Source organism: Nocardia sp. NPDC058519 (genome assembly GCF_042719755.1).
Taxonomy (GTDB): Bacteria; Actinomycetota; Actinomycetes; order Mycobacteriales; family Mycobacteriaceae; genus Nocardia.
This window is the reverse complement of the sequence record NZ_JBHXNK010000013.1, coordinates 112,251-133,931: the sequence shown is the minus strand read 5'-3', so window position 1 is coordinate 133,931 and position 21,681 is coordinate 112,251. Positions and strand designations below refer to the sequence as shown.

The following is a 21,681-nucleotide window of genomic DNA, read 5'->3' as shown; positions in this document are numbered from 1 at the left end:
GCGGGGAGTCGGCGTTTACCCTCCGTTTACGATGGCTGGATGCTTGTCGAACATCCGCGCGCCGTTGCGGGGGGTGCCACCCTCGGTTCTCGTCTGCGTGAACCACACACACTCGCCGTTGTCGCGGTGGCCGCAGTGCTCGCGCTGCTGGTCGGATTGCAGATCTTCGCCTCGGTCAACGGCTTCGAGGGACCCCTGGCCAGCCTGGCTCGCGACTTCGTCGGCACGCCCAAATCGATGTCGGTGCCGTGGGCCGGGCTGGTGCTCGCACTCGTCGGGATCTCCGCGCGCCGCCGGGTGATCGCGCTGGCCGCCGCGATCGGGATCGATGCGGTGTGGGTCGCGCTGCGGCTCATCGACGGCAAGCCGTTCACGGTCGGCAACGGGCCGACGATCGTGCTGGCCGCACTGGCGGTGATCGCGGCGGTGCGCTGGCGGGGTCGTGAGCGCGGTGACGCGTTGAAGGCCGTGGCCCTCGGTGCGCTGCTGGTGCTGGCGACCAAGGTGGGTGACGTGTGGCTGCACGTGACCTCGGCGGTGCGACCCACGGTGCTCGACGAGTACGCGCTGCTCGCCGATCACGCGCTCGGTGACCCGTCGTGGGTCGTCGGGCGGGTGCTGGATGTGCTCGGGCCCGAGGTGTACGCGGTGCTGCACTGGGTCTACATCGAATTGCCGGTGGCCGCGATCGCGGTGGCGGTGTGGCAACTGCGCAAGGTGGTCACCACGGGGCAGTGGCCGAGCCACTATCTGGTGCGCACCTTCCTGGTGCTCGGTCTGGTCGGCCCGCTGTTCTACGTGCTGTTCCCGGTAGTCGGGCCGATGTTCGCGTTCGGGGCCGACGGGCACGGTTTCCAGGTGGGCAATTTCTGGCCCGCCGCGCTGCCACCGATCGACTCGAACCCGGCCGCGCTGGCGTTCGACGAGTTCACCCCACGCAACTGCATGCCCTCGATGCACACCGCGTGGGCCCTGTCGCTGTTCATCCACACCCGTCGCGATATCGACGGCTCGCGCGCGCCGATCTGGATGCGCTGGGGCGGGGCCTTCTGGCTGGCCGCCACGGTGACCGCGACGCTGGGATTCGGGTACCACTACGGCGTGGATCTGGTGGCAGGCGCGGTGCTGTGCCTGACCGTCGAATCGGCGCTGCGCGCGCCCGAGCGCGGTTGGGGTGCGTTCCGGATTCGGCTGGTCGGCTTCGGTGTGGCGGTGTTCGCGGCGCTGCTGTTGTCCTACCGGTACCTGGCGGTGCCGATGGCGGAGTATCCGGTGGCCGCGGGCGCGATCGTCATCGGGCTGCTGGCCGCGGTGGCAATCGCCTTCCACACCACCTGGTTCGCCACCGCCCCCGCGCCCGCCATGGAGCGAATCACGACCGCCGCCTAGAACGGCCCGTCGCGGTGTCTCACCGACGACGGCCAGAGCACCCTGAATCCTGGGTGGCGGGCCACGTCTGGGGATATCTTCGAGACGTGCATACGAATCCCACTGGTACTCCGATGGGCGTAGAGCTGTCGCCCGACCGTCGTAAACGTGCCGCTCAACGGCGTCAGCGAGAGGAGCAGCGCTGGGCCGCCAAGTCCGGGCCCGTCGTCGTTTCCTCCACTGATGCTGATCCGAATCCATGTGTGCAGGTGGGTAATTGGGTGCGGACCAAAACTGGGACGCGAGCGCACTATGTGCGTGAGGTCAAGGCGGACGGAACCTTCCGGACGCTCTGCGGCAAGGTTCGTGGTGTGAAGGACCGGGTCTATGACCTGAAGTCTGTTGTCGCGATTGATGATCCGACCGATATGGAGTGTCAGTACTGCTTCGGCCGGTGTGGCAAGGAAGGAATCCGGCTGCTGCGGTCATGATGACCGGCGGGCTGTACTGAACCAATTCGAGCACCCAAGGGTGCCGGTGTCGTAACCATCCCTGCCCGCTTCCCCGCACCGAACCCCGATTTGCGTCCTCGGCCAACACTTCTGGCCGCGCGTCCTATGGACGCGTGGCTGGTTGGACCGTGGCGAAGGTGTGCACTCCCGGCCGTCACGGTGCGTACGTGCGAGGCGTACGACACTGGTACTCGCAGACGGCTGTTTTAGTGGGTTGGTTGCTCCCCGGTCGGGCTCGTCGGTAACGACCGCGAAGGGCCCGGGGCCTTGGGTAGTGAAACAAGTAGTTCGCGGTCCGCGCACGGGATGATGAAACTCCTGGCGTCAGGACGACGACCTCGGCATTGGAGCACTCCGAGGAGGTGCAGGTAGGATTTCCCCTACGGTGCGAACAGTTCGTGCTGTTTCGTACCCAGGCCCTCGGTGAGCGTTGGTAGCGCTCCCGGGGGCCGATCTCTGTGAGCGACGCTACACCTTGGGTAACCGATCAGCAAACAGTCTGTGGCGGTGGAAAATCCGACCGCCCGTCGGTGGCCGCCCCATCGCTGATCAGAATCGCACGGCCACCCCCCACTTCTGTGCGAACCGCGATCGAACCAGGCAGACGTAGCCGACATCGACCCGGCCGGCCGCCGCGCCCCGCCAGTTTCTCAATTCGAAACCGAGTGTCGAAATTCGAGTACGGTGGACCCATGTCGGCCCCGCGTAAACGGCCAGAACGGCTGGTCAGCGTCGAAGAGTTCCTGGCGGGTCCACCGGAGGAATTCGGTGAAATCCACGACGGCGTTCTCATCGAGTGCATGGCGCAGTCGCCCGAGCATGATCTCGTCGTGCGCCGCCTGGCCTCCGCACTCGAGTATGCCGTCGACCCCGATGGGCCGTGCCGTGAGGTGCACAGCGACACACCGATTCGGCTGGCCGATAGCGAGTCGGCAGATGATGCCCGCCGCTTGCGGGTCCGCTACCCGGACGTCATACTGCGTGACTGCGGTGCCGGACGCTACGACGTTCGTACGGTCGCCACGCAGATCCTGCTGGTCGCGGAGATCACCTCGGAGGGGACGGTCGACGCTGATATCGGTATCAAGCGCGAACTGTATGCCCGTGCAGGGATCCCGGTGTACCTCATCGTGCATTTCGACAAGGACTGGCAGCAGATCACCGAGGTGGAGGAGTGTCGTCTCGACTGGTCGGGTCGTCGCTATGTCACCCGTCATACCCACACCGACGCTTTGGTCCTGACCAGCCCGGTGAACCTCGCGGTAACTTTCACCGACTTGCAGAGCAGACTGCCCCGCAGGCGTTGATGCCGAAGGGTCGCATGGCAATGGCGTTTGTAATGGGCGAGACGGCGGGATAACCTGCGACCATCTATGCGTCGCGCGGTTCGCTGGATGCGGCGTGGGTCACTGAATACGGGGGGAAGTCACGTGCTCCAGGCTGACATCGATCAGTTGAAGAAGCTGGCAACGACGCTCGATACCGTGAGCCAGGAGATCGACAAGATCGACGTGCGCACGACGGGCAACCAGATCGGCGCTGCGCTGCCGGGCTGTTCGCTCGGGCAGGTGTGCGCACAGACCGGCGAGTTCGCTGAGGGTGCGTGGCTTCGGGTCGCCCAGCGTCTGCAGAAGTTGTCCAGCATCGTGCAGGTCTCCGCGGCAAGCTATGTCACGACCGACCAGGACTTCAAGAACATGCTCGATTCGATGGACTTCAAGGCGCGGGGGTAGCCGACGATGCCGACTCGTACAGACATCACCAATTGGAAGCCCGAGAAGATGTCGGAGTGGGCGACCGAACTGGAAACCGATACCCAGTTCTACGAAACCCAGCTCGCGCAGGTGCTGACCCACTTCAAAGACACAACCTGGTCGGGTGCCGCCCACGATGCGGCCTCGGACCGGATCGTCGAGGAGAACGACCAAGGCCGCAGGCTCTCGCAGGAGGTCCGTGACGTCGCGACTGCGCTGCGAGCGGCCGACGTACGGCTCGCGAACGAGAAACGGCTCCTCCTCGGAAAGGTGAGCGAGGCGGAAAGCGATGGGTCTTGCCCAGTCCCGCTGAAGGTCGCCGAAAACTGGGTGGTGTCGTCAGCGAGGACGAGCGGTGATGTCCTCACCGGCGATGATCGCCAAACCGTCATCGACAAGGTGAACGCGCATCAGGCCGCCATCAATGCCGCGTACTACTCGCTGACCGGTGCGGTCAGCGAAGTCGGTGTTGCGATCAGCACTGCTTCGCAGGAGATTCGGGTCCGTGGTGACCTGCTCGGCGACGGCGTCGATGCTGCGACGGACGCACCCAGCAATGCGGCCGACCTCGGCAATGAGGACGGGAAAGCGCTCACCGACTATCTCAACACCCATCCCGAAAGTGCCCGCGACCCTGCGGTATTGGATCGGATCGCGAGTCAGCTGCCCACGCAAACGCTGACCCAGGATGAGCTTCGTATCCTGTCGGAGGGCGGTAAGGTCGATTCGCTGCCTGCGGCAGTGCAGGAGTACTACCGCAACCTCTACCAAACTGCCGGTGGCGATGGCGTTCTCGCGCTCAGTGAGCATCTGAAGATCAGCGAAGAATCCGGCAATACTGTGGCGGCCTCACAGCGAGACGCGCTGGCTAACGGGCTGATGGTGGTGAGTAACGAGAACGTTGGCACCGGACGTAATCCCGACGGCACGCTGGCGAATGCGGGCAGCTACCAAAATCTCCCCTCGGGTATGCGGCAACTCATCGAGGCGAAGGGGACCGACCCCAATCCTATCGATCCCAAACTTTCTGGCGGTCCTCTTGTTGCCCAGCAGAATCAGCGGGCCGACACCCACAATTTGGCCGACTTGATGGGTCAGGCCAATCCCGGCTTCGAACCAGGTAAAGAGTTGGGCACCAACCTCTTCCTGAAGTCGTCGGACATGATTCAGGACGAGCCCTATGTCTATCCGGAAGGTCGCGACGAGGCCGCATCGAAGTTCCTCGACATCGGCTCGCGTAACGAGGCCTCCAGTCATCAGGTCTGGTCGGGTGAGGGTATGCCCGAGGGGTACAAGGCTCGGGAAACCGTGCAGAGTCTGCTCTACTACGACTGGCCCGACTCCGCACAGGGGAGTGGGCCGAACGTGCTGCTCGATCGGATCACCGAGGAGTCTCAGCTCCCGCTCGACACTGAGAGGGGCGATCGCGGCCGCGCCGACCTCGCACGCCTTGGAGACATGTTCGGATCGACGGATGACAAGGCGGCGTGGGACAACACGCGTAAAGAGTTCGCTTCGAACCCAGAACTGGCGAACAAGGTCAGTCAGATAGTCAGTTCCAACCTGGAGTCGGTGAGCAGCCCGCACCTCGCTGAAGGTCTTCGGGGCGAAAGCAAGGTGCTCGACGGTGTCGCCAGGTGGAACGGGGAGGAAGGGAATCGATTGCTTGAGCTCGGCTCCTACACAGAGGAGGGGCGCGTCGGCCTAACCACAGCTGTCGAACAACATCGGCTGACCGAACTGACCGAAGCGATGCAGAATAACCCGGAGAATCCGGGCTCAATCCTTGCCGGCGGCAATGCGGGAACTCTGTCCGGTCGCCTCGACAGTGCGATGTGGGACGCCATCATCGGTGAGGACAAGAAGAGGGGCGAGGATGTCATCGCGACCGAGGAACAGAGCATGCTTCGCCGAGCCAAGCTTATGGGTGCCGATATGGCCGGGATGCTGGTGGATGAAGGGGTCGCCAAGATTCCCGGGTCCCAGATCGTCCAGGACGTGACTGGCCTTGAGGCAGGAAACACCACATCCGGGCTTATCCAGGAGTTGATAGGAAAGCCCGAATACGAGTTCAAGGATAGACCGGAGGCGCAGGACCTCAGGGCAGAGGCTGAACAGAGCGCGAATCAGGCTGTCCTGAACGCTGCCAACGCCGCCGGACAACTGCCGGAATCTCTGAAGGTTGACGGCCGACCGGCGACAGTCGAAGAGATCATTGATCGAGGCAACGGGGCCGAATTATCGAATTTCCTGAATGGTCGCGGTTTGAATAGCTACGTTGAAAACTATCGCCAGTCATACTCGATCAGCATCGGAGAACAACAAGACAAGGCGGCCCAGGGTGAATAGCCTCGGGCGTGCTCGAGTGACAGGTTTGATGACTTTCGCGCTGCTTTCCATGCTGCTGACGGGGTGTGATACGACCTCGGATTCAAGTGGTGAGGCTCCGTCTTGGGATCCGTGCGAAGCCTTTCCGGAGTCGGTGATGCAGCAACTCGGATACGACCACAAGTTGCAAGCGAAAGCACCCGGCCGGGAGTGTGCCTGGTCAAGTGATGAAGCGAACATGTCGCCGTCGATACATTATTTCAAGAATGGAGTGGAGTATAACGTTACCGATGGGAGGTCGAAGGCAGTCGAGCTCGCCGAGGTCACAATTGGACCTTATGCTGGTTACCGTTATCGATCAGAAGGTCTTGATCCGAATTTTGTGTGCAGCGTACTTCTTGAGACGAAGAACTCAAGAGTCCTATTTAGTGTATATGCGACAGTCTTTGGTGGAGACGTAGATCCCTGCCCAGTTGTTACTCACATTGCAACCGAACTGGTCGGTTACCTACCGCTGCCCGCCGAGTAGTGTTGCCGTAGCATCGGTGCCGAACAGGTCGGCTATCTGCCATCTGCGGGACAGTGCAGCCTCGACTCGCGGCTGTCAGCGGTCGCCGATTGTCTCGGTCGCTGCCGTTTCGAGGACCGTCGCGGCGTTCAGGATATTGTCGCAGTCCTTTTCCTCGGTGAAGTCCGCAGATGTGGTGAGGTCGAGGGAAAATCCGGGAAATTCAATAACCATCCCGCATTGTCGGGGTGGATTGTATTTGATCGCGGTGCGGCCGCCGACGGATTCTTCGGTGTACTTCCCTGTGTAGCGTTGACGAAACTCATCGAGGGTGATATTTGTTGCCGCGATATCTATTGATCGAATCGACATCTGTGTACCAAGAGTGCCGATAGGCTCATTATTCGCGAAACTGCATCCCACGAAGGCGTACCATTCGTGGATGCCATCCGTCCGTTCGCGTGTATCGGCGTCGTAGCCGGCACGTTGGATCGTTGGGTCATCGAATTCGACGCATGGATCGAATTCCACCTTGCCGCGGCTACCGCTATTGACCTGGGATGTCGGTGGTGCGGCGGGAACTGCGATCTGCTTGGTCGTACTTGGCGCGCCGGACAGGCTCGGCTCTGTCGGCTCACTGGTCGAACCGCAACTGCTGAGCAGAATTACTGCTGTGGCGCAGGCCGCGAAGTGCAGGTAAGGACGGATCACTGGTTACTGCCTCCGTTTTCGATCGCTTCCGCCGCGAGGGCGATGACGGCTCGGTTCGCCTCATCGGCGGCTTCGATTAGACCGCCTGCGCGCAGATAGGCCTCTTTCATGCGCAATGCGGTCTCGATAGCCTTATCGATCACCGCCGCACCGTCCGTGGCTTTGGATGAGAACCCCTTCTGGAGCGCACGTCCGGAGGCAAATCCGCCGAAACCGTCTTGGTTGGCCAATCGCTCCAGTCGGTCCCGTGTCGGTCTCAAGCTATTGGCCAACTCGTCGTACATTCGAGCAGCCTGTTCCGCTGCTCCACGCTCGTAGCGAATCGTCCCAGCGCGAGCCGCCTCGTTGAAGGCTGCAACCCCCACCTGCCCGAAGGTAATCTCTGATCCCGCCATTGTCCCCCCCGCTCGTCAGCCGCTGGTCCAGGACTCTATCAGCGGCCCAGCCTGGGAGCCCCGTGCTAATCTGCTGCCCGGGACCAGTCACACATTCCGGGGGGATATTCAGCATGACGCCACGTCCGACCACTCCGTTGAGTCTCGTCGGGCTCGCCGAGGCTGTGCAGAGGGCGGAGGGCGCGCAAGCCAGGGCGTCTACGGCGGATGGCAAGTTGCTGGCCGCGGGTCAAGGTACGGACCCGAACTACGTCACTACCGATGACCGGTTTCAGAGCATGACCTTTGACCAGCTGTATCAGGCTGTGCACGGCGAAGGCGGTCTCGATCCGGCCGGTCTGCAAGGACAGGCTGGTGTGTGGCGGCAGGGATCCTCTGACGTGCTGACTCTGTCCACGTTCAATTTGTTGGGTATGACTCGGCTGTTCAACGAAGGTCAATGGCAGGGCTCGACGGCCGATGCTGGTCAGGCCGCTACAGAGGGTTTCGCTAAGGCGCTCAACGAGATCGGGCAGGTGCTTGGGTCGGTAGGTGCTCGGGTCGAGGCGGTCGGGTATGCGGCGGAAGCCGTGAAATTGGCCGTGCAGCCGAAACAGGTCTCGTCGGGAACACTCGACCCGGACGATCCGGTGCAGTCGATCCTGCCCGGCCTGAGCAATCCGGCGACTGATGAACAGACTCGGGCCGCGGACGCGGCGGCTCGCGATGCGATTGTTCAGGCGTTGGATACGACTTACACACCTGTGTTCCCGCCGTCGGGTGCTGGCGTGCCCGCATATGTTGATGTGCCGGTAATCGGTGGTGACCCTGGCAGTGTGAATCCAGGCCCGGGCGGTGCTGACGGTCAGAACAGTGGTCCGGGCGCGAACCAGGGAACTCCTGAGGCCGGCGCCCCGGCGGCAACCACACCTGAGCCTTCCGAGACCGAGAACTCGCCGCAGGACAGTGGGCAATCGTCGGGTGAGGACGCGAGCAGTGAGCAGGAGACAGGCGACACCGCGACAGATCCGTCGTCGACGACGCCCGCCGGGACAGAGGCGGCAGCCGCACAGACAGCAAACCCAGGCGTCGGCGGACCTGGTAGCGGCGGACCCGGATCCGGTACTCCGGGCAGCGGTGGTCCCGGATCAGGTTCGCCGGGCGTGGGTGGATCCGGTGGATCTGTCGGCGGTGGCCCTGGCGCCGTTCTCGGTCGCGCTGTTCCAGGAGTGGGCACGCCGACGGCGGGGACGGGTGTCGCTGCGGCTTCGGGAACTGGATCAGGTACCGGAACGCGGAACGGCATGATGCCGGGGATGGGAGCTGGCGGGGCCGGTCGCGGTGGCAACCGTGAGGAACCCAACGAGCACTACGCACCGGATTATCTGCGAGGCGTCAAATCGGACTGGACCGAAGGAATTCTCACCTACGACGGCGTCGTAGGTGGTGAGGTCGAGCTGATGCCTGGTGTGCACTCACCTGCACCTGCGGCGCCGAATCCCGGTTCTCCGACAACCGCGACCGCGTCTTCCTCAGAAGTGCAACGCCCACAAGCAGTTACGTCTCCGATGCCGGTCAACACCCCGCACGATTCCCTTCGGGATTCAGGAATGACTGCCGCTGTGGCACCCGTGTCGAGTCCGGTTTCTCGGCAGGGCCGACCGGAACCAGCAGCACCCTCGACGCCCGCTGAATCGACGACCATGCCGACTGCGGTAGCCGTCGAGTCTCACACGGACCAGCAGTCCGCCGAGCAGTTCTTCGAGCACTCCGGTGCCGGTCCGGTAATGGACGACGAACCAGCATCCACGGAGACAGGGGTGGCGCAGCCCTCCGCCGAGGAGTTCTTCCAGCATTCGGGTACCGGTCCGGTCATGGACGACGAACCAGCGATGACGCCGCGCCAGTGACCATCCTCGAGTCTTGGACCCTGAGTCCTGACGAGTTCGCCTGGTTGTGGTCCGATGCCGGACTCGACCGGTATCCGGATCCGATCGCGGTTATCGAAACTGCCGCCACTGCTGATGAATACCACCAACTGGTCAGGGGTTTCAGTACTCGCTTTCCCCGCGATGGCCTCGATGATCCGCGCCCAGCACTGCGAGCGGTGAGCGAAGCGAGCATACGTATCACCGCGAGCGGCCGGATACACGGAACAACCGACCGTGTCCGGTCGATTGCCGCCGCGACCTCCCAATACAACGTCATCGCGACCCAAACATCCTCAACTGACCCAGATTTCGGGGCAGACGTACGGGTAGCCTCGGTTCCGCGTGGGGATCTGCTGCGCTATTTCTCGCTCACGCTGCCTCCGACCGCTGCTGGAGGTGCCGAACAGATGGTCGGCTACACCCCGCGTATTCGTGGTGAGTTACCTTCCTCGTGGCATGTCGCCGCGGATGGGAGATCGCAGGTGGAAGAGCGGATGCGTGCGTTCCTGCGCCTGCCGCGAGCGGCTGAAGGCGCTTTCCGTATCGATCATCCACGGTCGACGCAACCGACCTACATCAGCTGGGTCGACATCGCTCCTGGCTATCGCGCATCGGGCCGGTATCTGATCACAGTCAACGAAACCGGTACTGACACAGTGATTTTGCCTGCCGATGTAGACACAGTCACGTCCGAACTCCGACGCCGAATCCAGCCGGGATAGCTATCCTTTGGGCGAATCAGGTTGGTGAGCTGTGGAATTCGACAGCCACTGGGTGCTGGCGAGTGTGGTGGTGAGTCCGGCGACGAGGAGTAGTAGTCCGGGCTGAAACGCGATGTCACTGGTGTCAGGGAGGGTAACGGTGAATCCTATGGACAGGGCCACCAGAGTGCCGAGGGTTTCGGCGATTGCGAGGCAGGACAGCCAGATGCTCGGAATCGAGCGGTTGTACGTGAGGTGTAGGAGGACTCCTGCGGCGACCAACAGGGCAGCGCCGAGGACGAGTAGAGGTAAGCCAGGGGCGCCGACCTCACGCAGGTCCCACAGCGAATAGGACTTCGCAGGGAAATCTCCGGTCTTGACGATCGGGAGCCAGAGTGCGACAAGTGTTGCGGCGGACCCACACAGCAGCATGGTGGGGGTGGCGACAGTCTCGTTGCCGAATACCGGTATTCGCATCTCTGGCATGACGCAATCCCAGTGAATGACCAAGCCCGCCTGCATCTTTCGGTTAGCCCGATTCGCTATCAGAACAGCCCATCGCGGTGGCGTTGTTCTCGGTAGGCGGTGCGGCCGATGAGATGGGCCACGACCGGGGCCGTGATGATCGTGAACAGGCCGGTGAGGACGAGCATCCAGACGTTGACGTCGTCGCGGATGTCGATGCCGGTGCCCACGAGCACCAGGATGAGGCCGACCACCTGCGGTTTGGTTGCCGCGTGCATGCGGGTGAGGGTGTCGGGGAAACGGACGATGCCGATCGACGCCGTGAACGCGAGTGCGCAGCCGGTGAGGATCAGGACCGCCGACACCCATTCCCATCCGCTCACCGGTTGTCCCTGACCCGGAATCGGGTGACAGCGGCCGAACCGAGGAAACCGACCAGCGCGAGCGCCACGATCGCCGGGATCACCGTGGTGTCGTTGCTGTAGGCGGCCCACACTGCGAGCCCGGACGCGGAAATGGCCATGAGCGAATCGATTCCGACGACTCGGTCGAGCGTGCTCGGGCCGGCCAGCACCCGGTAGCTGGTGATCACGGCGGCTGAAGTGAGCAGGACGGCGGCGAGGACTGCGACGACGGTCATCGGAATAGTTCCGAGGAAGCCCCTGGCTTCGGCCACGGGGAGGAATCGGAGTGCTGTTCAGGGGTTCTGGTTTTCCACATAGCGATCAGCCTTCTCCAAGGGTCGCTCGCCGACCGTGCGGCGAGGTATGAGTTATGCGATAGGGGATGCGTATAGTCGAACGTGTGGTCGAGACCGTGCGCTACACCTACCGCGTGCGCCCCGGCGCGCACGCGGAAAACGCACTGCTCGACGAGTGGCACCGCTGTCGGTTTCTGTGGAATGAAGCCGTCCACCAGCAGCGTAGCGGGGGCAAGCCGACGTTCTGTAAGCTCTCGAAGTTGCTCACGGCAGCTCGCGCGTCGACGTCGTGGCTGCGCGATGGTTCGCAGGTCGCCCAACAGCAGACGCTTCGCACCTACGCCGCGGCGCTCAACGATTCCTATCGGGTGACCGGCCGTGATCGCCCGACCATCAAGTCGCGGAAGAAGACGCTGCCGTCGCTCGAGTACACCACCCGCGGGTTCACGATCCGTGACCGCCGACTGCGACTGGCGGGTGGGGTGGCGGTCCCGGTTGTGTGGTCGCGTGAGCTCCCCTGTGAACCGACGTCGGTCCGCGTCTATCAGGACTCGTTGGGACACTGGTACGCGTCGTTCGTGGTCCGCCGCGACGTCGAGCCGCTGTCCTCTGCCGAGGGCAGAATCGGTATCGACTGGGGTGTCACGACGACCGCGACCACCACCGACGCCGCCTATGACCTGCCCTACGGCGGGCACCGGCGCCGCTGCGCTGCCGAACTCGCGAAGGCACAGCGAAAAATGGGCCGCCGCAAACGTCCCCGCGGACACGCCCCGTCGAAGGGCTACCAGCAGGCCCGGCGTGCGGCCGCACGGTTGCACAAGAAGGCGGCCAGGCAGAACGCGCACGCCGCTCGGGTGTGGGCGCGTCGTGTCGTGGCTGATCACCAGACGATCGCGGTGGAGGACTTCAAGCCGAAGTTCTTGGCGAAGTCGACGATGGCGCGCAAGGCCGCGGATGCCGCGATCGGCGCGGCGAAGCGGGAGTTGATCGAGTGTGGCGTGCGGGCGGGCCGGAAGGTGGTGTTGGTTGCGCCCGCCTACACCACGATGACCTGCTCCGCGTGTTACGCGATAGCCAAGCAACGCTTGGAGCTGGCCGAACGAGTCTTTCGGTGCGAATACTGCGGGCACACCGCCGATCGTGACCGGAACGCCGCCAGGACGATCCTGGCCACGGTAGATCTCGACCGTGCTGGTGTTGACGACGTAAGACACTGTTCGCCTCCTTCCAAGGATGCGGGTGGCGCGGTCCGAGTCAGAAATCCCCAGGCTTCAGCTGTGGGGAAGGGATAACAGGTGTTCCAGGCGTCGTGTGGTGCGGTAGAACTTCGCGACCGCCTTGTCGCTACCCACATCGAGGACGTGCACGTAGACCACGCAGCGCGGGCGGTCGAGTTCGAGCACCATGGTGCCCGGGATCAGGTTGAGCAGGTCAGTGAACATCACCAGAACCAGATCGGACTGGATACTGAGTTGGACGCGCAGCACACCCGAGATCGGCGGTCCGCTGGGACGGATGGCGAACCAGGCCACCTGAAAACTCGATTCGAGTGCGTAGTAGGTGCTGACCGCGATCAATTCGAGCAACGACAGCGGATGGAAGCGCCCGGTCGTCGGGACCCGCGGGAGTGGGAGCGCGAAGACCACGATCAGCGCGACCACGATACCGGCGAGTGCGTTGGCAAAGCTCAGATCGCCCCAGAGCGCGACCCAGACGGCGGTGAGCCAGATCAGTACACCGACGCGAAGGGCATTGTCGCGGTTGACGAGTCGGCTCATCGCAGCTCCGGTCCGAGTACCGAGTCGATGTAGACCGACGGGTCGTTCAGGTCGCCCGCGGCGCGTTCGGCGATACCGAGGATGGGCCCGGCGAACACCGTGAGCGCGAGCCCGGCGCAGACCAGCCCGGCGGTCGCCAGCGCCATCAGCACGGGCATCCGGCCGGGATCGGTGCGGTCCTCGTACTGCACATCGGTCGAATCCTCGATCAGTGTCGGCAGATTCGCCGCGGTGAGATGGCCTTCCGGCGCCTCTTCGCGCGGCCGCCAGAACGCTTTGCTCCAGACCCGCGCCACCGCGTACAGCGTGAGCAGGCTCGTGATCACCGAGCCCGCGACCAGCACCCAGGCCAGGACGCTGCCGTCGGCGGCGCCGGCTTCCAGGAGCGCGACCTTGCCGATGAATCCCGAAAACGGCGGGATGCCACCGAGATTCAGGGCGGGGAGCAGGAACAGTATGCCCAGCAGCGGACTCGCTGTCGCCAGCCCGCCGATCCGCCGCAACGACACCGATCCGGCTTGGCGTTCGATCAGTCCGACAGCGAGGAACAGCGCGGTCTGCACAAGAATGTGGTGGGCCACGTAGAACACCGTGCCGGTCAGCCCGGCCGTGGTGGCCAGGCCGATGCCGAACACCATGTAGCCGATGTGGCTGATCAGGGTGAACGAGAGCAGTCGCCGGATATCGGTCTGCGCGATGGCGCCGAGGACGCCGATCAGCATCGTCGCCAGCCCGGCGACCAGCAGGATGTCGTCGAACGCGCCGTCGGGGAACCAGAGCGTGTGGGTGCGGATGATCGCGTAGACGCCGACTTTGGTGAGCAGACCCGCGAACACCGCGGTGACCGGCGCGGGCGCGGTGGGGTAGGAGTCGGGCAGCCAGCTCGACAGCGGGAACACCGCCGCCTTGATCCCGAACGCGACCAGCAGCACCGCGTAGCAGGCGGTGCGCACACCACTCGGTGTCGCTTCCAGGCGCACGGCCAGTTGCGCGAGATTCAGGGTGCCCGTCGCCGCGTAGGTGAGGCCGATGCCGATCAGGAAGATCAGCGACGACACCATCGACACCATCACGTAGGCGATGCCGGTGCGGATCCGTTCCTCGGTGGCGCCGACGGTGAGCAGCACGAACGAGGCGACGAGCAGGATCTCGAAGCCGACGAACAGGTTGAACAGGTCACCGGCCAGGAACGCGGTCGACACGCCCGCGGTCAGGATCAGGTAGGTGGGCCGGTAGATCGAGGTCGGCTGGTGCTGGTCACCGTCGGAGATGTTCTGTCCCGCACCGTAGATCGACACCAGGAGCAGCACGAAGGCCGAGACCAGCAGCATCGCGGCGCTGAGCCGGTCGACGACGAGGGTGATGCCGATCGGGGTCGGCCAGCCGCCGACCTGCACGGCGGTGGTGCCGTCGCGATCGGCGAGGTACAGCAGCAGCGCGCTGATCACCAGCACCACCGACAGCGCCGTCAGCGTGATCATCGCCTGCAGGCGCGGGCGGCGACCGAACACCAGCGTGGCCGCGGCGGCGAGCAGCGGAACCAGCACGGGCAGTGCGGCGATGGCGGGCAGCAGATCCGGGGACAGGGTCACTGTTCGGGATCCTCCCGTTCGCGCTGGGCCGCGACCTGGGCGTCCTCGGGGTCGTTGGTCACGTCTTCGGTGGTGGTCAGCATGTAGGCGCGGTAGGCGAGCGCGAGCACGAAAGCCGCCAGGCCCATGGTGATCACGATCGCGGTGAGCACCATCGCCTGTGCGAGCGGGTCGGCCATGCCGTCGGGGGAGGTGTCGGAGCTGCCGAGGATCGGTGGCTTCCCGTCCGGGCCGCCCATGGTGAGGATCAGCAGGTTCACCGCGTTGCCGAGCAGGATCATCCCGAGCAGCATCTTCGACACCACCCGCTCGAGCAGTAGGTAGACACCGCACGCGGTGAGCACGCCGATGGTGATCAGCACAGCGAGATTGGCGCTCATAGGAGTTCCTTGTCCAGGCGGGCGCCGAGGCTGCGCAGCACGTCCAGCACCAGCCCGACGATCACCAGGTAGACGCCGAGGTCGAAGAACAGGGCGGTGACCAGTTTGATGTGGCCGAGCAGCGGCAGTGTCACCTCGATGATGGTCGAGGACAGCGGGGGTGCGCCGAACAGCAGCGATGCGGTGGCGGTGCCCGCGGCGAGGGTGAGGCCCGCGCCGAGCAGGTGCCCGGCGTCGACCGGGAGTGCTTCGCCCAGTTCGTATCGCCCGCCCGCGAGGTAGCGCAGGGTCAGCGCCAATCCGGCGACCAGGCCACCCGCGAAGCCGCCGCCGGGCGCGTTGTGGCCGGAGAAGAAGAAGTACACCGACAGCACCATGATGGTGGGAAAGACCAGCCGGGTGGTGATCTGCAGGACCATCGAACGGTCGCGGCGGTCGAGGAGGCGGGCGGCGGGCAGCCAGCTCACCGCGTCGGGGTCGTAGTTCGGTGAATCGGCGGCGCGGGGTGCGCTGCCGAAGCGGCGGCTGCGGAAGACCAGCGAGGCGACGCCGGTCGCGGCGACGACGAGCACCGAGATCTCACCGAGGGTGTCCCAGGCACGGATATCGACGAGCAGGACGTTGACCGCGTTCTTGCCGCCGCCGATCCGGTAGGCCGCGTCGGGGATGGCCTGCCAGATCGGGTCACCGTGCCTGGCGGCGATGGCGAAGGCGGCGAGTACGGGGACGGTGATGCCGACGGCGATGGCCAAAAGGGCCCGGCGGAATTTGAAGGCCGTGCCCTGGCTGTCGGCGATCTCCGCGGGGAACGCGCGCAGGACGAGCACGAAGACAACCAAAGTCAGTGTCTCGACCAGGAATTGGGTCAACGCGAGATCGGGGGCGCCGTGCAGCGCGAAGATCACGCCGCAGCCGTAGCCCGTCACCCCGACGACGAGCACGCTGGCCAGCCTGTTACGTAATACGGTGGCGGCCAACGCCATCGCGATCATGATCGCGCCGATCGCGGCCTGCAGCGGTGAATCCCACAGTCGCAGCTGCACTCCGGTGCGCGTGCCGTGGGCGAGCAGAACCGTCGGCAGCACGATGAGGGTGCCGAGGATGGTGGCCTGGCTGGCAGGCAGCGAACCGGACTGCACAGTTCCGGTGATGCGCAACGAAAGCCGGTCCATCGCGCGCAACGCCGCGTCGTATCCGCGATCGGCATTGCCGAGGCGCGGGTGTGCCGGTTCGCCGATCCGGCCGCGGATCAGGAACAGCGCGACGCCTGCCGCGACGATGACCACCGTCAGCGCGAGCGGTCCGGTGAAGCTGTGCCAGAGCGCGAGATGGGTGTCGAGTACGCCGGGCAGCGACTCGGCGTAGGGGCTCAACCATCGATCGACGACCGGCGTGTCGAGGCCGCCCGCCAGCCCGGCCACCGCGAGCACCGCGGGCGGCGCGAGTAACAGCGCGCCGGGTGCGTGCCAGGTGACCACGCGCTCGGGATCGGCGGTGGTTCCGAAAGCGCCCCAGATGAATCGGATGCTGTAGGCCACCGTGAACGCCGAACCGACCGTGACCCCCGCCAGCAGGGCGAACCGCACCGGCGGGCTCAGCACCTCGGCCGACCACAGCGCGCCGAGCGCCGACTCCTTGCCGACGAATCCGAGCAGCGGTGGCAGTCCGGCCATGCTGAGCGCGGCGAGCACCGCGATCGCGCACAGCACGGGCGCGCGCTGACCCAGCCCCGACAATCTGCGCAGATCCCTGGTGCCAGCGCCGTGATCGATGATGCCGACCACCATGAACAGGCTCGCCTTGAACAGCGCGTGCCCCACCAGCAGGGCGAGGCCGGCCAGCGCCGCGTCCGGTGTGCCGATGCCGACCATCATGATCATCAGACCCAGCTGGCTGACGGTGCCGAACGCCAGCACCAGCTTCAGATCGTGCACCTGGATCGCCCGCCACCCGGCGAGCAGCATCGTCGCGATGCCGAGCGGAAGGAGCATCAGATGCCATGGCGGTGTCTGCGCGAGCGCGGGTGCGAGCCGGGCCACCAGGTAGATACCGGCTTTCACCATCGCGGCCGCGTGCAGGTACGCACTCACCGGCGTCGGCGCCGCCATCGCACCGGGCAACCAGAAGTGCAGCGGCACGATCGCCGATTTGCTGATCGCCCCGATCAGCACCAAGCCGACCGCGACCGACACCGCGCTCCCCGGCGGGACAGCGCTCGCCGCGAGCAGATCCGAGAGCAGGAAACTGTCGTAGCGAAGTCCGAGAATGACGATCCCGACCAGCATCGCCAGTCCACCCGCACCCGTCACCAGCAGCGCCTGGATCGCGGCCCTTCGGCTGACCGAACGCTCGGCGTAATGGCCGACGAGCAGGAACGACAGCACCGTCGTGATTTCCCAGAACACGTACAGCAGCAGCATGTTGTCGCTGACGACCAGCCCGAACATGGCGCCGGCGAACCCGGTCAGCTCCGCCGCGAACACCCCGAGCCGGGCTTCGTCACGCTCGAAGTAGCGGCCGCAGTAGGCCAGGATCAACGCGCCGACGCCGAGTACCAGCGTGCACATCACCGCGGCGAGGGAGTCGAACCGCAGGTCGATATCCATCGAGATCTGCGGCGCCCATTGCACCTGCGTGCGCACGGTGTCGCCCCAGTGCGCGATCACCCAGCCGAGACTGCACAGCGGGACCAGCGCCAGCAGATAGAAAGCGTTGCGGCCGAGCACTCGTACGCACAGCGGGGCCAGGAGGGCGGCCAGTGCGTGAACGAGCAGAACGGCTAGCAACTCCCCCTCCGTCGGGTAGGTAGCGGTCGAGTAGCGCGCCCCGATCCTACGGGCGCGAACGGGATGTTCGGCGGCACCGAGGTTGTCGCGTCGGCCATGTCGAGGGTGGTGTGGCTATGGCTGGGCCACCCGTGGCGGCGTGGCGGGCCGGATCTGGTACAGCACCGCGAGTCCGGCCGCGGCGCCGACGGTGATGGCCAGCGCGACCTGGCCCGGCACCCGCTCGGCAACGGCGGTGCTGCTCGTCGGCCAGTGTCGTTGCCCGGTGGGAATCGCCCACAGGATCGACGGCAGGTACAGCGCACCGAGCCCGAGCATCGCGCTCGGCAGGTAGGTGACCCGGATCGAACCGATGGCGAAACCGGTGACACAGGTCAACAGCACCACCCCGGCCGGCCACACGATCGCCCACGGAAGGTGTTCGGCCACCGTGGCGAAACCGCAGATCGCGGCGGCGCCGAGCAGCGCGCCCCACGATGTCGCCCAGCGCAGGCCCGCCAGGATGGCGGCTACACCGACGGCGAGAACAGTCAGTAGATGCCAACCGAGACTCGGTGCGTCACCGAGCGAATCGGCTGCCGCGGCCACGCTCACGGCGACCAGCACACCGGCGCCGTCGCGGCCGGGCAGCAGCATGGCGGCCACGAACGCCGCCACGAGCGTGACGCTCACGGCGACCACGATGTGCCAGGAGTTCACTCGTCGTCCGTCGAACTCGCTGCCGAGCCAGTCGGTGGCGATCAGCAGCGACAGCGACAGCACGGTGGTGGCGATGATCGGGGTGATCGGCAGATCCGCCGCCATGCGCGGCACCGCGGACAGCATGAGGCCGTGCCGATGGCGCGCGGTGTTCATCGCGAGGAGTACGACCGCGGCGCCGACCAGCCAGAACGGGGTGTGCACGGCCTCGTCCGCCGTCGCCGAGGCGTTCGAGGTGAACACCGCGACGACTTGGCCGTAGACGAACACGACCAGGACCCCGAGCCCGAAACCGACCGCCGACCAGCGCATCCGCCACGAGCAGATGCACAGCGCGCCGAACAGCACACCGCCGCACAGCGAGTCGATGTAGTTCTGGGTGGTGAGTACATCGGCGGAGGTCATGGCCTCCCCGATGAGGTAGTTGATCGCCAAGGCCGTCGCCCCACCCGTCGCGGTGAGCCAGATCAGCCCCGGCCGGGTGACCGGCCTGGCCAGCACGGCGACGACGACAGCCACGATGAGGCCGAGCGCCGCCGCGCGGGGAACACTGTTGATCAGGCTGGTGACGCGGTACGGCGAATCGATCCCCGACTCGTCACCGAAGCTGAACGGCAGGAACAGCGACATTCCCGCGGCCGCGGCCCCGGTGAACGCCGTGACCGCGTCCAGACCATCACCGATCTTGGGCACCGTGCCGACGATACCGGCGACTACCCCTCCCACCTGGGATGTCGTGTTCGGATCGGTAGGCGGCGAGTTCCGCAGGCCGGGATCAGGCTCTGCTCTCCGCGTAGCGTCGCAGCGATTCGACCTGCGCGGGATCGAGGGACGGGCGCACGGTGGCGCGGGCGGTGGCCACGTCCTCGGCGGTGACGTCGGCGGCGGCCATATCGCGGCGCAGCGCCGAGAGCGCGGCCTCGCGGAGCAGGGCGGCGCAGTCGGCGGCCGAGTAGCCGTCGAGATCCTCTGCCAGGGCGGCCAGGTCGACGTCGTCGGCCAGCGGAACCGAGCGGCCCGCCGTGCGCAGGATCTCGAGCCGCGCCGGACCGTCCGGCGGTGGGACGAAGACGAGCCGGTCGAGCCTGCCTGGCCGCAACAGCGCGGGGTCGATCAGTTCGGGGCGGTTGGTCGCGGCGACCACCACCACGTCGCGCAGGGGTTCGACACCGTCGAGTTCGGTGAGCAGTGCGGCGACCACCCGGTCCGACACCCCGGAGTCGCTGCTCTGGCCGCGGCGGGGAGCGAGTGCGTCGACCTCGTCGAGGAAGATCAGCGACGGTGCCGAGTCACGGGCCCGCTGGAACAGTTCGCGCACCGCTCGCTCCGAGGAACCGACCCACTTGTCCATCAGCTCAGCGCCTTTCACCGCGTGCACGCTGAGCTGACCGGTGCCTGCCAGTGCCCGCACGAGGAAGGTCTTGCCGCAGCCGGGTGGCCCGTAGAGCAGGACCCCACGCGGCGGTTCGACGCCGAGGCGGGCGAAGGAGTCGGGGTGGCGCAGCGGCCACAGCACCGTTTCGGTGAGTGCCTGCTTGGTCTCGACCATGTCGCCGACGTCGTCGAGGTCGAGCGATCCGATCGCCAATTCCTCTGTCCCCGAACGTGACAGGGGCCGGATCACCTCGAGCGCGCCGATCAGGTCTTCTTGGACGAGTGCTGGTTCGGTGTGTTCGCGGCTGGCCCGGCCCGCTGCCCGCACGGCCGCTTCCCGGCACAGCGCGGTCAGGTCGGCCACCACGAAACCCGGTGTGCGCGCGGAGATCGCGTCGAGATCGAGTTCGCCGGCCGGTACCTTGCGCAGCAGGTGTTCGAGCAGTGCCCGCCGGATCGCCGCGGTCGGCAGCGGCAGTGCCAGTTCGCGGTCGCACAGGTCCGGTGCCCGCAGCCGCGAATCCACCTGTGTCGGATGGGCGGTGGTGGCCAGCAGGGCGACGCACGGCGCGCGCACCGCGGCCCGCAGCTGGTCGAGAATCAGGGTGGCGACGGGTTCGGCCTCGGCGGGCAGCAGTGCGTCGATATCGGTGATCAGCAGCACGCCGCCCTGTCCGGTGGCGACATCGCCCACCGCCTCGGCCACCTCACGCAGCCGGGTGCCGCTCTCGGTCGCGCCGACGCTCGGACCGTCGACCTCGATGATGCGACGCGGTGCGGCAACGGCTTTGGCGAAGGTGGCCTTGCCGACCCCGGCCGGGCCGGTGATGAGCACCCCGAGATGCGCCGGTGCGCCGAGCGTCTTGAGCAACTCGGGTTCGTCGAGTGCCAAGCTCAGCCACTCGGCCAGCTTGCCCGCCTGACTCTGCACTCCTGCCAGGTCCTCGATCTGGATCGGCGTACTCCCCGAACTCACCTTCACCGCGACCGGCCCCGGCTGTTCCGCCTCCGAAAGCCACTGTTGCCCAGGCGCGCCGGGCCGGTTCCCCGAAGGCGGCCGGGTGTCGCCGTCGCGTTCCAGGATGTGCTGGATCGCGGCCGCGCCCGCACCCCAGCCGACGGCCGAATTCGGTTGCACGCTCACTGGTCCCGGCATCGGCTCGATCGCCGTCACGGTGAGCAGTTCGGTGGTCCAGGCGATACCGAAGGTGCGCGAGAGCGCTTGCGTGGCCGCCGAGGAACTGATGTCGGGTCCGAGATCGCGCGGTAGCAGCGACACCGTGTCGCCCACGGTCACCACTTTGCCGAGCAGCGCCTGCCGCAGGGTGGCCGCCGGAATGCTGCCCATCGCGTGCGCCGAGCCGCTCAGCGAGATCTGTCTGGCGCCGAAGACCGTCACCGGGGCGACCGTCACCGCCGCGTTCTCCCGCAACCCCACATTCGACAGCGTCACGTCATCGAGCAGCGCCACCCCCGGCGGACTGTCCGCGGGCGCCTTCGCCACCACCGCCGCGGTCCTGCGCGCGCCGATCAGGGAGATTCCGTCCCACTCCCGCAGGCCGAGCGCGGTGAGCGTCTCGGGGTGCAAGCGCACCACCCCGCGGCGGGCATCGGCTGCGGAGGGGTTGAGCCGGGCGGTGAGCGAAAGTTCAGCCACCGCCCCATTCTGCCGCTTTCCGGCGCGATCAGGAATCGATAGGCGGACCGCAAGGTCAGA

21 protein-coding genes are annotated in these 21,681 nt (G+C 65.8%); 10 read left to right on the top strand and 11 right to left on the bottom strand.

Annotation, left to right across the window (positions count from 1 at the left end; all coding sequences use genetic code 11):
- Positions 1-39: 39 nt before the first annotated feature.
- The 6 genes from ACFWPK_RS16940 to ACFWPK_RS16915 all read left to right on the top strand — a co-directional run bounded on the left by ACFWPK_RS16940 (position 40) and on the right by ACFWPK_RS16915 (position 6,491).
- Positions 40-1,389 carry a DUF5933 domain-containing protein gene (locus ACFWPK_RS16940; RefSeq protein ID WP_378916569.1) on the top strand — a complete coding sequence of 450 codons (1,350 nt, stop codon included), beginning with the start codon at positions 40-42 and terminating at the stop codon, positions 1,387-1,389.
- 86 nt (positions 1,390-1,475) lie between these two features.
- Positions 1,476-1,859, top strand: coding sequence for a hypothetical protein (locus tag ACFWPK_RS16935; RefSeq protein WP_378916567.1), 384 nt, complete (start codon positions 1,476-1,478; stop codon positions 1,857-1,859).
- 713 nt (positions 1,860-2,572) lie between these two features.
- Positions 2,573-3,187, top strand: a complete 615-nt coding sequence (locus ACFWPK_RS16930) for a Uma2 family endonuclease (protein WP_378916564.1) — start codon at positions 2,573-2,575, stop codon at positions 3,185-3,187.
- A gap of 123 nt (positions 3,188-3,310) precedes the next feature.
- Complete coding sequence (locus ACFWPK_RS16925) at positions 3,311-3,613, top strand: hypothetical protein (protein WP_378916562.1); 303 nt, start codon at positions 3,311-3,313, stop codon at positions 3,611-3,613.
- 6 nt (positions 3,614-3,619) lie between these two features.
- Positions 3,620-5,983: a hypothetical protein gene (locus ACFWPK_RS16920; RefSeq protein ID WP_378916560.1), complete on the top strand. Its 2,364-nt coding sequence runs from the start codon at positions 3,620-3,622 to the stop codon at positions 5,981-5,983.
- A 28-nt stretch (positions 5,984-6,011) separates the two neighbouring features.
- Positions 6,012-6,491, top strand: coding sequence for a DUF3558 family protein (locus tag ACFWPK_RS16915; protein WP_378916558.1), 480 nt, complete (start codon positions 6,012-6,014; stop codon positions 6,489-6,491).
- A 75-nt stretch (positions 6,492-6,566) separates the two neighbouring features.
- Here the strand turns inward: ACFWPK_RS16915 and ACFWPK_RS16910 are convergent, their stop codons facing one another.
- Together ACFWPK_RS16910 and ACFWPK_RS16905 are read right to left on the bottom strand one after the other, a co-directional pair.
- Positions 6,567-7,181, bottom strand: a complete 615-nt coding sequence (locus ACFWPK_RS16910) for a DUF3558 family protein (RefSeq protein ID WP_378916556.1) — start codon at positions 7,179-7,181, stop codon at positions 6,567-6,569.
- Entirely contained in the window at positions 7,178-7,465 is a 288-nt protein-coding gene (locus ACFWPK_RS16905; protein WP_378916553.1) for a hypothetical protein, read from the bottom strand. Before ACFWPK_RS16905 ends, ACFWPK_RS16910 begins: the two co-directional genes overlap by 4 nt.
- Before the next feature lie 1,257 nt (positions 7,466-8,722).
- Here ACFWPK_RS16905 and ACFWPK_RS16900 point away from each other — a divergent pair.
- The 3 genes from ACFWPK_RS16900 (at position 8,723) to ACFWPK_RS16890 (ending at position 10,208) form a co-directional block, all read left to right on the top strand.
- On the top strand, positions 8,723-8,863 hold the full coding sequence (locus ACFWPK_RS16900; RefSeq protein WP_378916551.1) for a hypothetical protein: 141 nt from the start codon (positions 8,723-8,725) through the stop codon (positions 8,861-8,863).
- 395 nt (positions 8,864-9,258) lie between these two features.
- Positions 9,259-9,465, top strand: a complete 207-nt coding sequence (locus ACFWPK_RS16895) for a hypothetical protein (protein ID WP_378916550.1) — start codon at positions 9,259-9,261, stop codon at positions 9,463-9,465.
- The gene (locus ACFWPK_RS16890) at positions 9,462-10,208 is read left to right on the top strand and encodes an ESX secretion-associated protein EspG (protein WP_378916548.1); all 747 of its coding nucleotides are present in this window, start codon (positions 9,462-9,464) and stop codon (positions 10,206-10,208) included. Before ACFWPK_RS16895 ends, ACFWPK_RS16890 begins: the two co-directional genes overlap by 4 nt.
- Here ACFWPK_RS16890 and ACFWPK_RS16885 read toward each other — a convergent pair whose 3' ends face one another.
- From ACFWPK_RS16885 to ACFWPK_RS16875, 3 genes are read right to left on the bottom strand one after another with little or no spacing between them, the layout of a single operon-like run.
- Positions 10,209-10,673, bottom strand: coding sequence for a hypothetical protein (locus tag ACFWPK_RS16885; RefSeq protein ID WP_378916547.1), 465 nt, complete (start codon positions 10,671-10,673; stop codon positions 10,209-10,211).
- 59 nt (positions 10,674-10,732) lie between these two features.
- A complete protein-coding gene (mnhG, locus tag ACFWPK_RS16880) occupies positions 10,733-11,035 on the bottom strand; it encodes a monovalent cation/H(+) antiporter subunit G (RefSeq protein WP_378916546.1) in 303 nt (100 codons plus the stop codon).
- The gene (locus tag ACFWPK_RS16875; RefSeq protein ID WP_378916545.1) at positions 11,032-11,292 is read right to left on the bottom strand and encodes a monovalent cation/H+ antiporter complex subunit F; all 261 of its coding nucleotides are present in this window, start codon (positions 11,290-11,292) and stop codon (positions 11,032-11,034) included. The genes mnhG and ACFWPK_RS16875 overlap by 4 nt, the downstream gene beginning before the upstream one ends.
- A 164-nt stretch (positions 11,293-11,456) precedes the next feature.
- Here ACFWPK_RS16875 and ACFWPK_RS16870 point away from each other — a divergent pair, with 164 nt between their 5' ends.
- Entirely contained in the window at positions 11,457-12,647 is a 1,191-nt protein-coding gene (locus ACFWPK_RS16870) for an RNA-guided endonuclease InsQ/TnpB family protein (RefSeq protein ID WP_378916543.1), read from the top strand.
- On the opposite strand, the gene ACFWPK_RS16865 is transcribed toward ACFWPK_RS16870, so the two are convergent.
- The 6 genes from ACFWPK_RS16865 to ACFWPK_RS16840 form a co-directional block, all read right to left on the bottom strand.
- Positions 12,627-13,133 (bottom strand): Na+/H+ antiporter subunit E, encoded by a 507-nt coding sequence (locus tag ACFWPK_RS16865; protein WP_378916541.1) that lies wholly within the window; start codon positions 13,131-13,133, stop codon positions 12,627-12,629. The genes ACFWPK_RS16870 and ACFWPK_RS16865 overlap by 21 nt on opposite strands.
- Entirely contained in the window at positions 13,130-14,725 is a 1,596-nt protein-coding gene (locus ACFWPK_RS16860; RefSeq protein WP_378916539.1) for a Na+/H+ antiporter subunit D, read from the bottom strand. The genes ACFWPK_RS16865 and ACFWPK_RS16860 overlap by 4 nt, the downstream gene beginning before the upstream one ends.
- Positions 14,722-15,105, bottom strand: coding sequence for a Na(+)/H(+) antiporter subunit C (locus ACFWPK_RS16855; protein ID WP_378916537.1), 384 nt, complete (start codon positions 15,103-15,105; stop codon positions 14,722-14,724). The genes ACFWPK_RS16860 and ACFWPK_RS16855 overlap by 4 nt, the downstream gene beginning before the upstream one ends.
- Positions 15,102-17,891: a Na+/H+ antiporter subunit A gene (locus tag ACFWPK_RS16850; protein ID WP_378916535.1), complete on the bottom strand. Its 2,790-nt coding sequence runs from the start codon at positions 17,889-17,891 to the stop codon at positions 15,102-15,104. Before ACFWPK_RS16850 ends, ACFWPK_RS16855 begins: the two co-directional genes overlap by 4 nt.
- Before the next feature lie 114 nt (positions 17,892-18,005).
- Complete coding sequence (locus ACFWPK_RS16845) at positions 18,006-19,283, bottom strand: hypothetical protein (protein ID WP_378916532.1); 1,278 nt, start codon at positions 19,281-19,283, stop codon at positions 18,006-18,008.
- An 82-nt stretch (positions 19,284-19,365) separates the two neighbouring features.
- Positions 19,366-21,621 (bottom strand): AAA family ATPase, encoded by a 2,256-nt coding sequence (locus ACFWPK_RS16840; RefSeq protein ID WP_378916530.1) that lies wholly within the window; start codon positions 21,619-21,621, stop codon positions 19,366-19,368.
- Positions 21,622-21,681 lie beyond the last annotated feature (60 nt).

What these genes read in the sequence shown, in the direction of transcription:
- ACFWPK_RS16875 (WP_378916545.1), bottom strand. Translation starts at nt 11,292, where the DNA reads ATGACCGTCGTCGCAGTCCTCGCCGCCGTCCTGCTCACTTCAGCCGCC.
- ACFWPK_RS16940 (WP_378916569.1), top strand. Translation starts at nt 40, where the DNA reads ATGCTTGTCGAACATCCGCGCGCCGTTGCGGGGGGTGCCACCCTCGGT.
- ACFWPK_RS16930 (WP_378916564.1), top strand. Translation starts at nt 2,573, where the DNA reads ATGTCGGCCCCGCGTAAACGGCCAGAACGGCTGGTCAGCGTCGAAGAG.
- ACFWPK_RS16865 (WP_378916541.1), bottom strand. Translation starts at nt 13,133, where the DNA reads ATGAGCCGACTCGTCAACCGCGACAATGCCCTTCGCGTCGGTGTACTG.
- ACFWPK_RS16895 (WP_378916550.1), top strand. Translation starts at nt 9,259, where the DNA reads ATGCCGACTGCGGTAGCCGTCGAGTCTCACACGGACCAGCAGTCCGCC.
- ACFWPK_RS16855 (WP_378916537.1), bottom strand. Translation starts at nt 15,105, where the DNA reads ATGAGCGCCAATCTCGCTGTGCTGATCACCATCGGCGTGCTCACCGCG.
- ACFWPK_RS16915 (WP_378916558.1), top strand. Translation starts at nt 6,012, where the DNA reads ATGACTTTCGCGCTGCTTTCCATGCTGCTGACGGGGTGTGATACGACC.
- ACFWPK_RS16905 (WP_378916553.1), bottom strand. Translation starts at nt 7,465, where the DNA reads ATGTACGACGAGTTGGCCAATAGCTTGAGACCGACACGGGACCGACTG.
- ACFWPK_RS16885 (WP_378916547.1), bottom strand. Translation starts at nt 10,673, where the DNA reads ATGCCAGAGATGCGAATACCGGTATTCGGCAACGAGACTGTCGCCACC.
- ACFWPK_RS16920 (WP_378916560.1), top strand. Translation starts at nt 3,620, where the DNA reads ATGCCGACTCGTACAGACATCACCAATTGGAAGCCCGAGAAGATGTCG.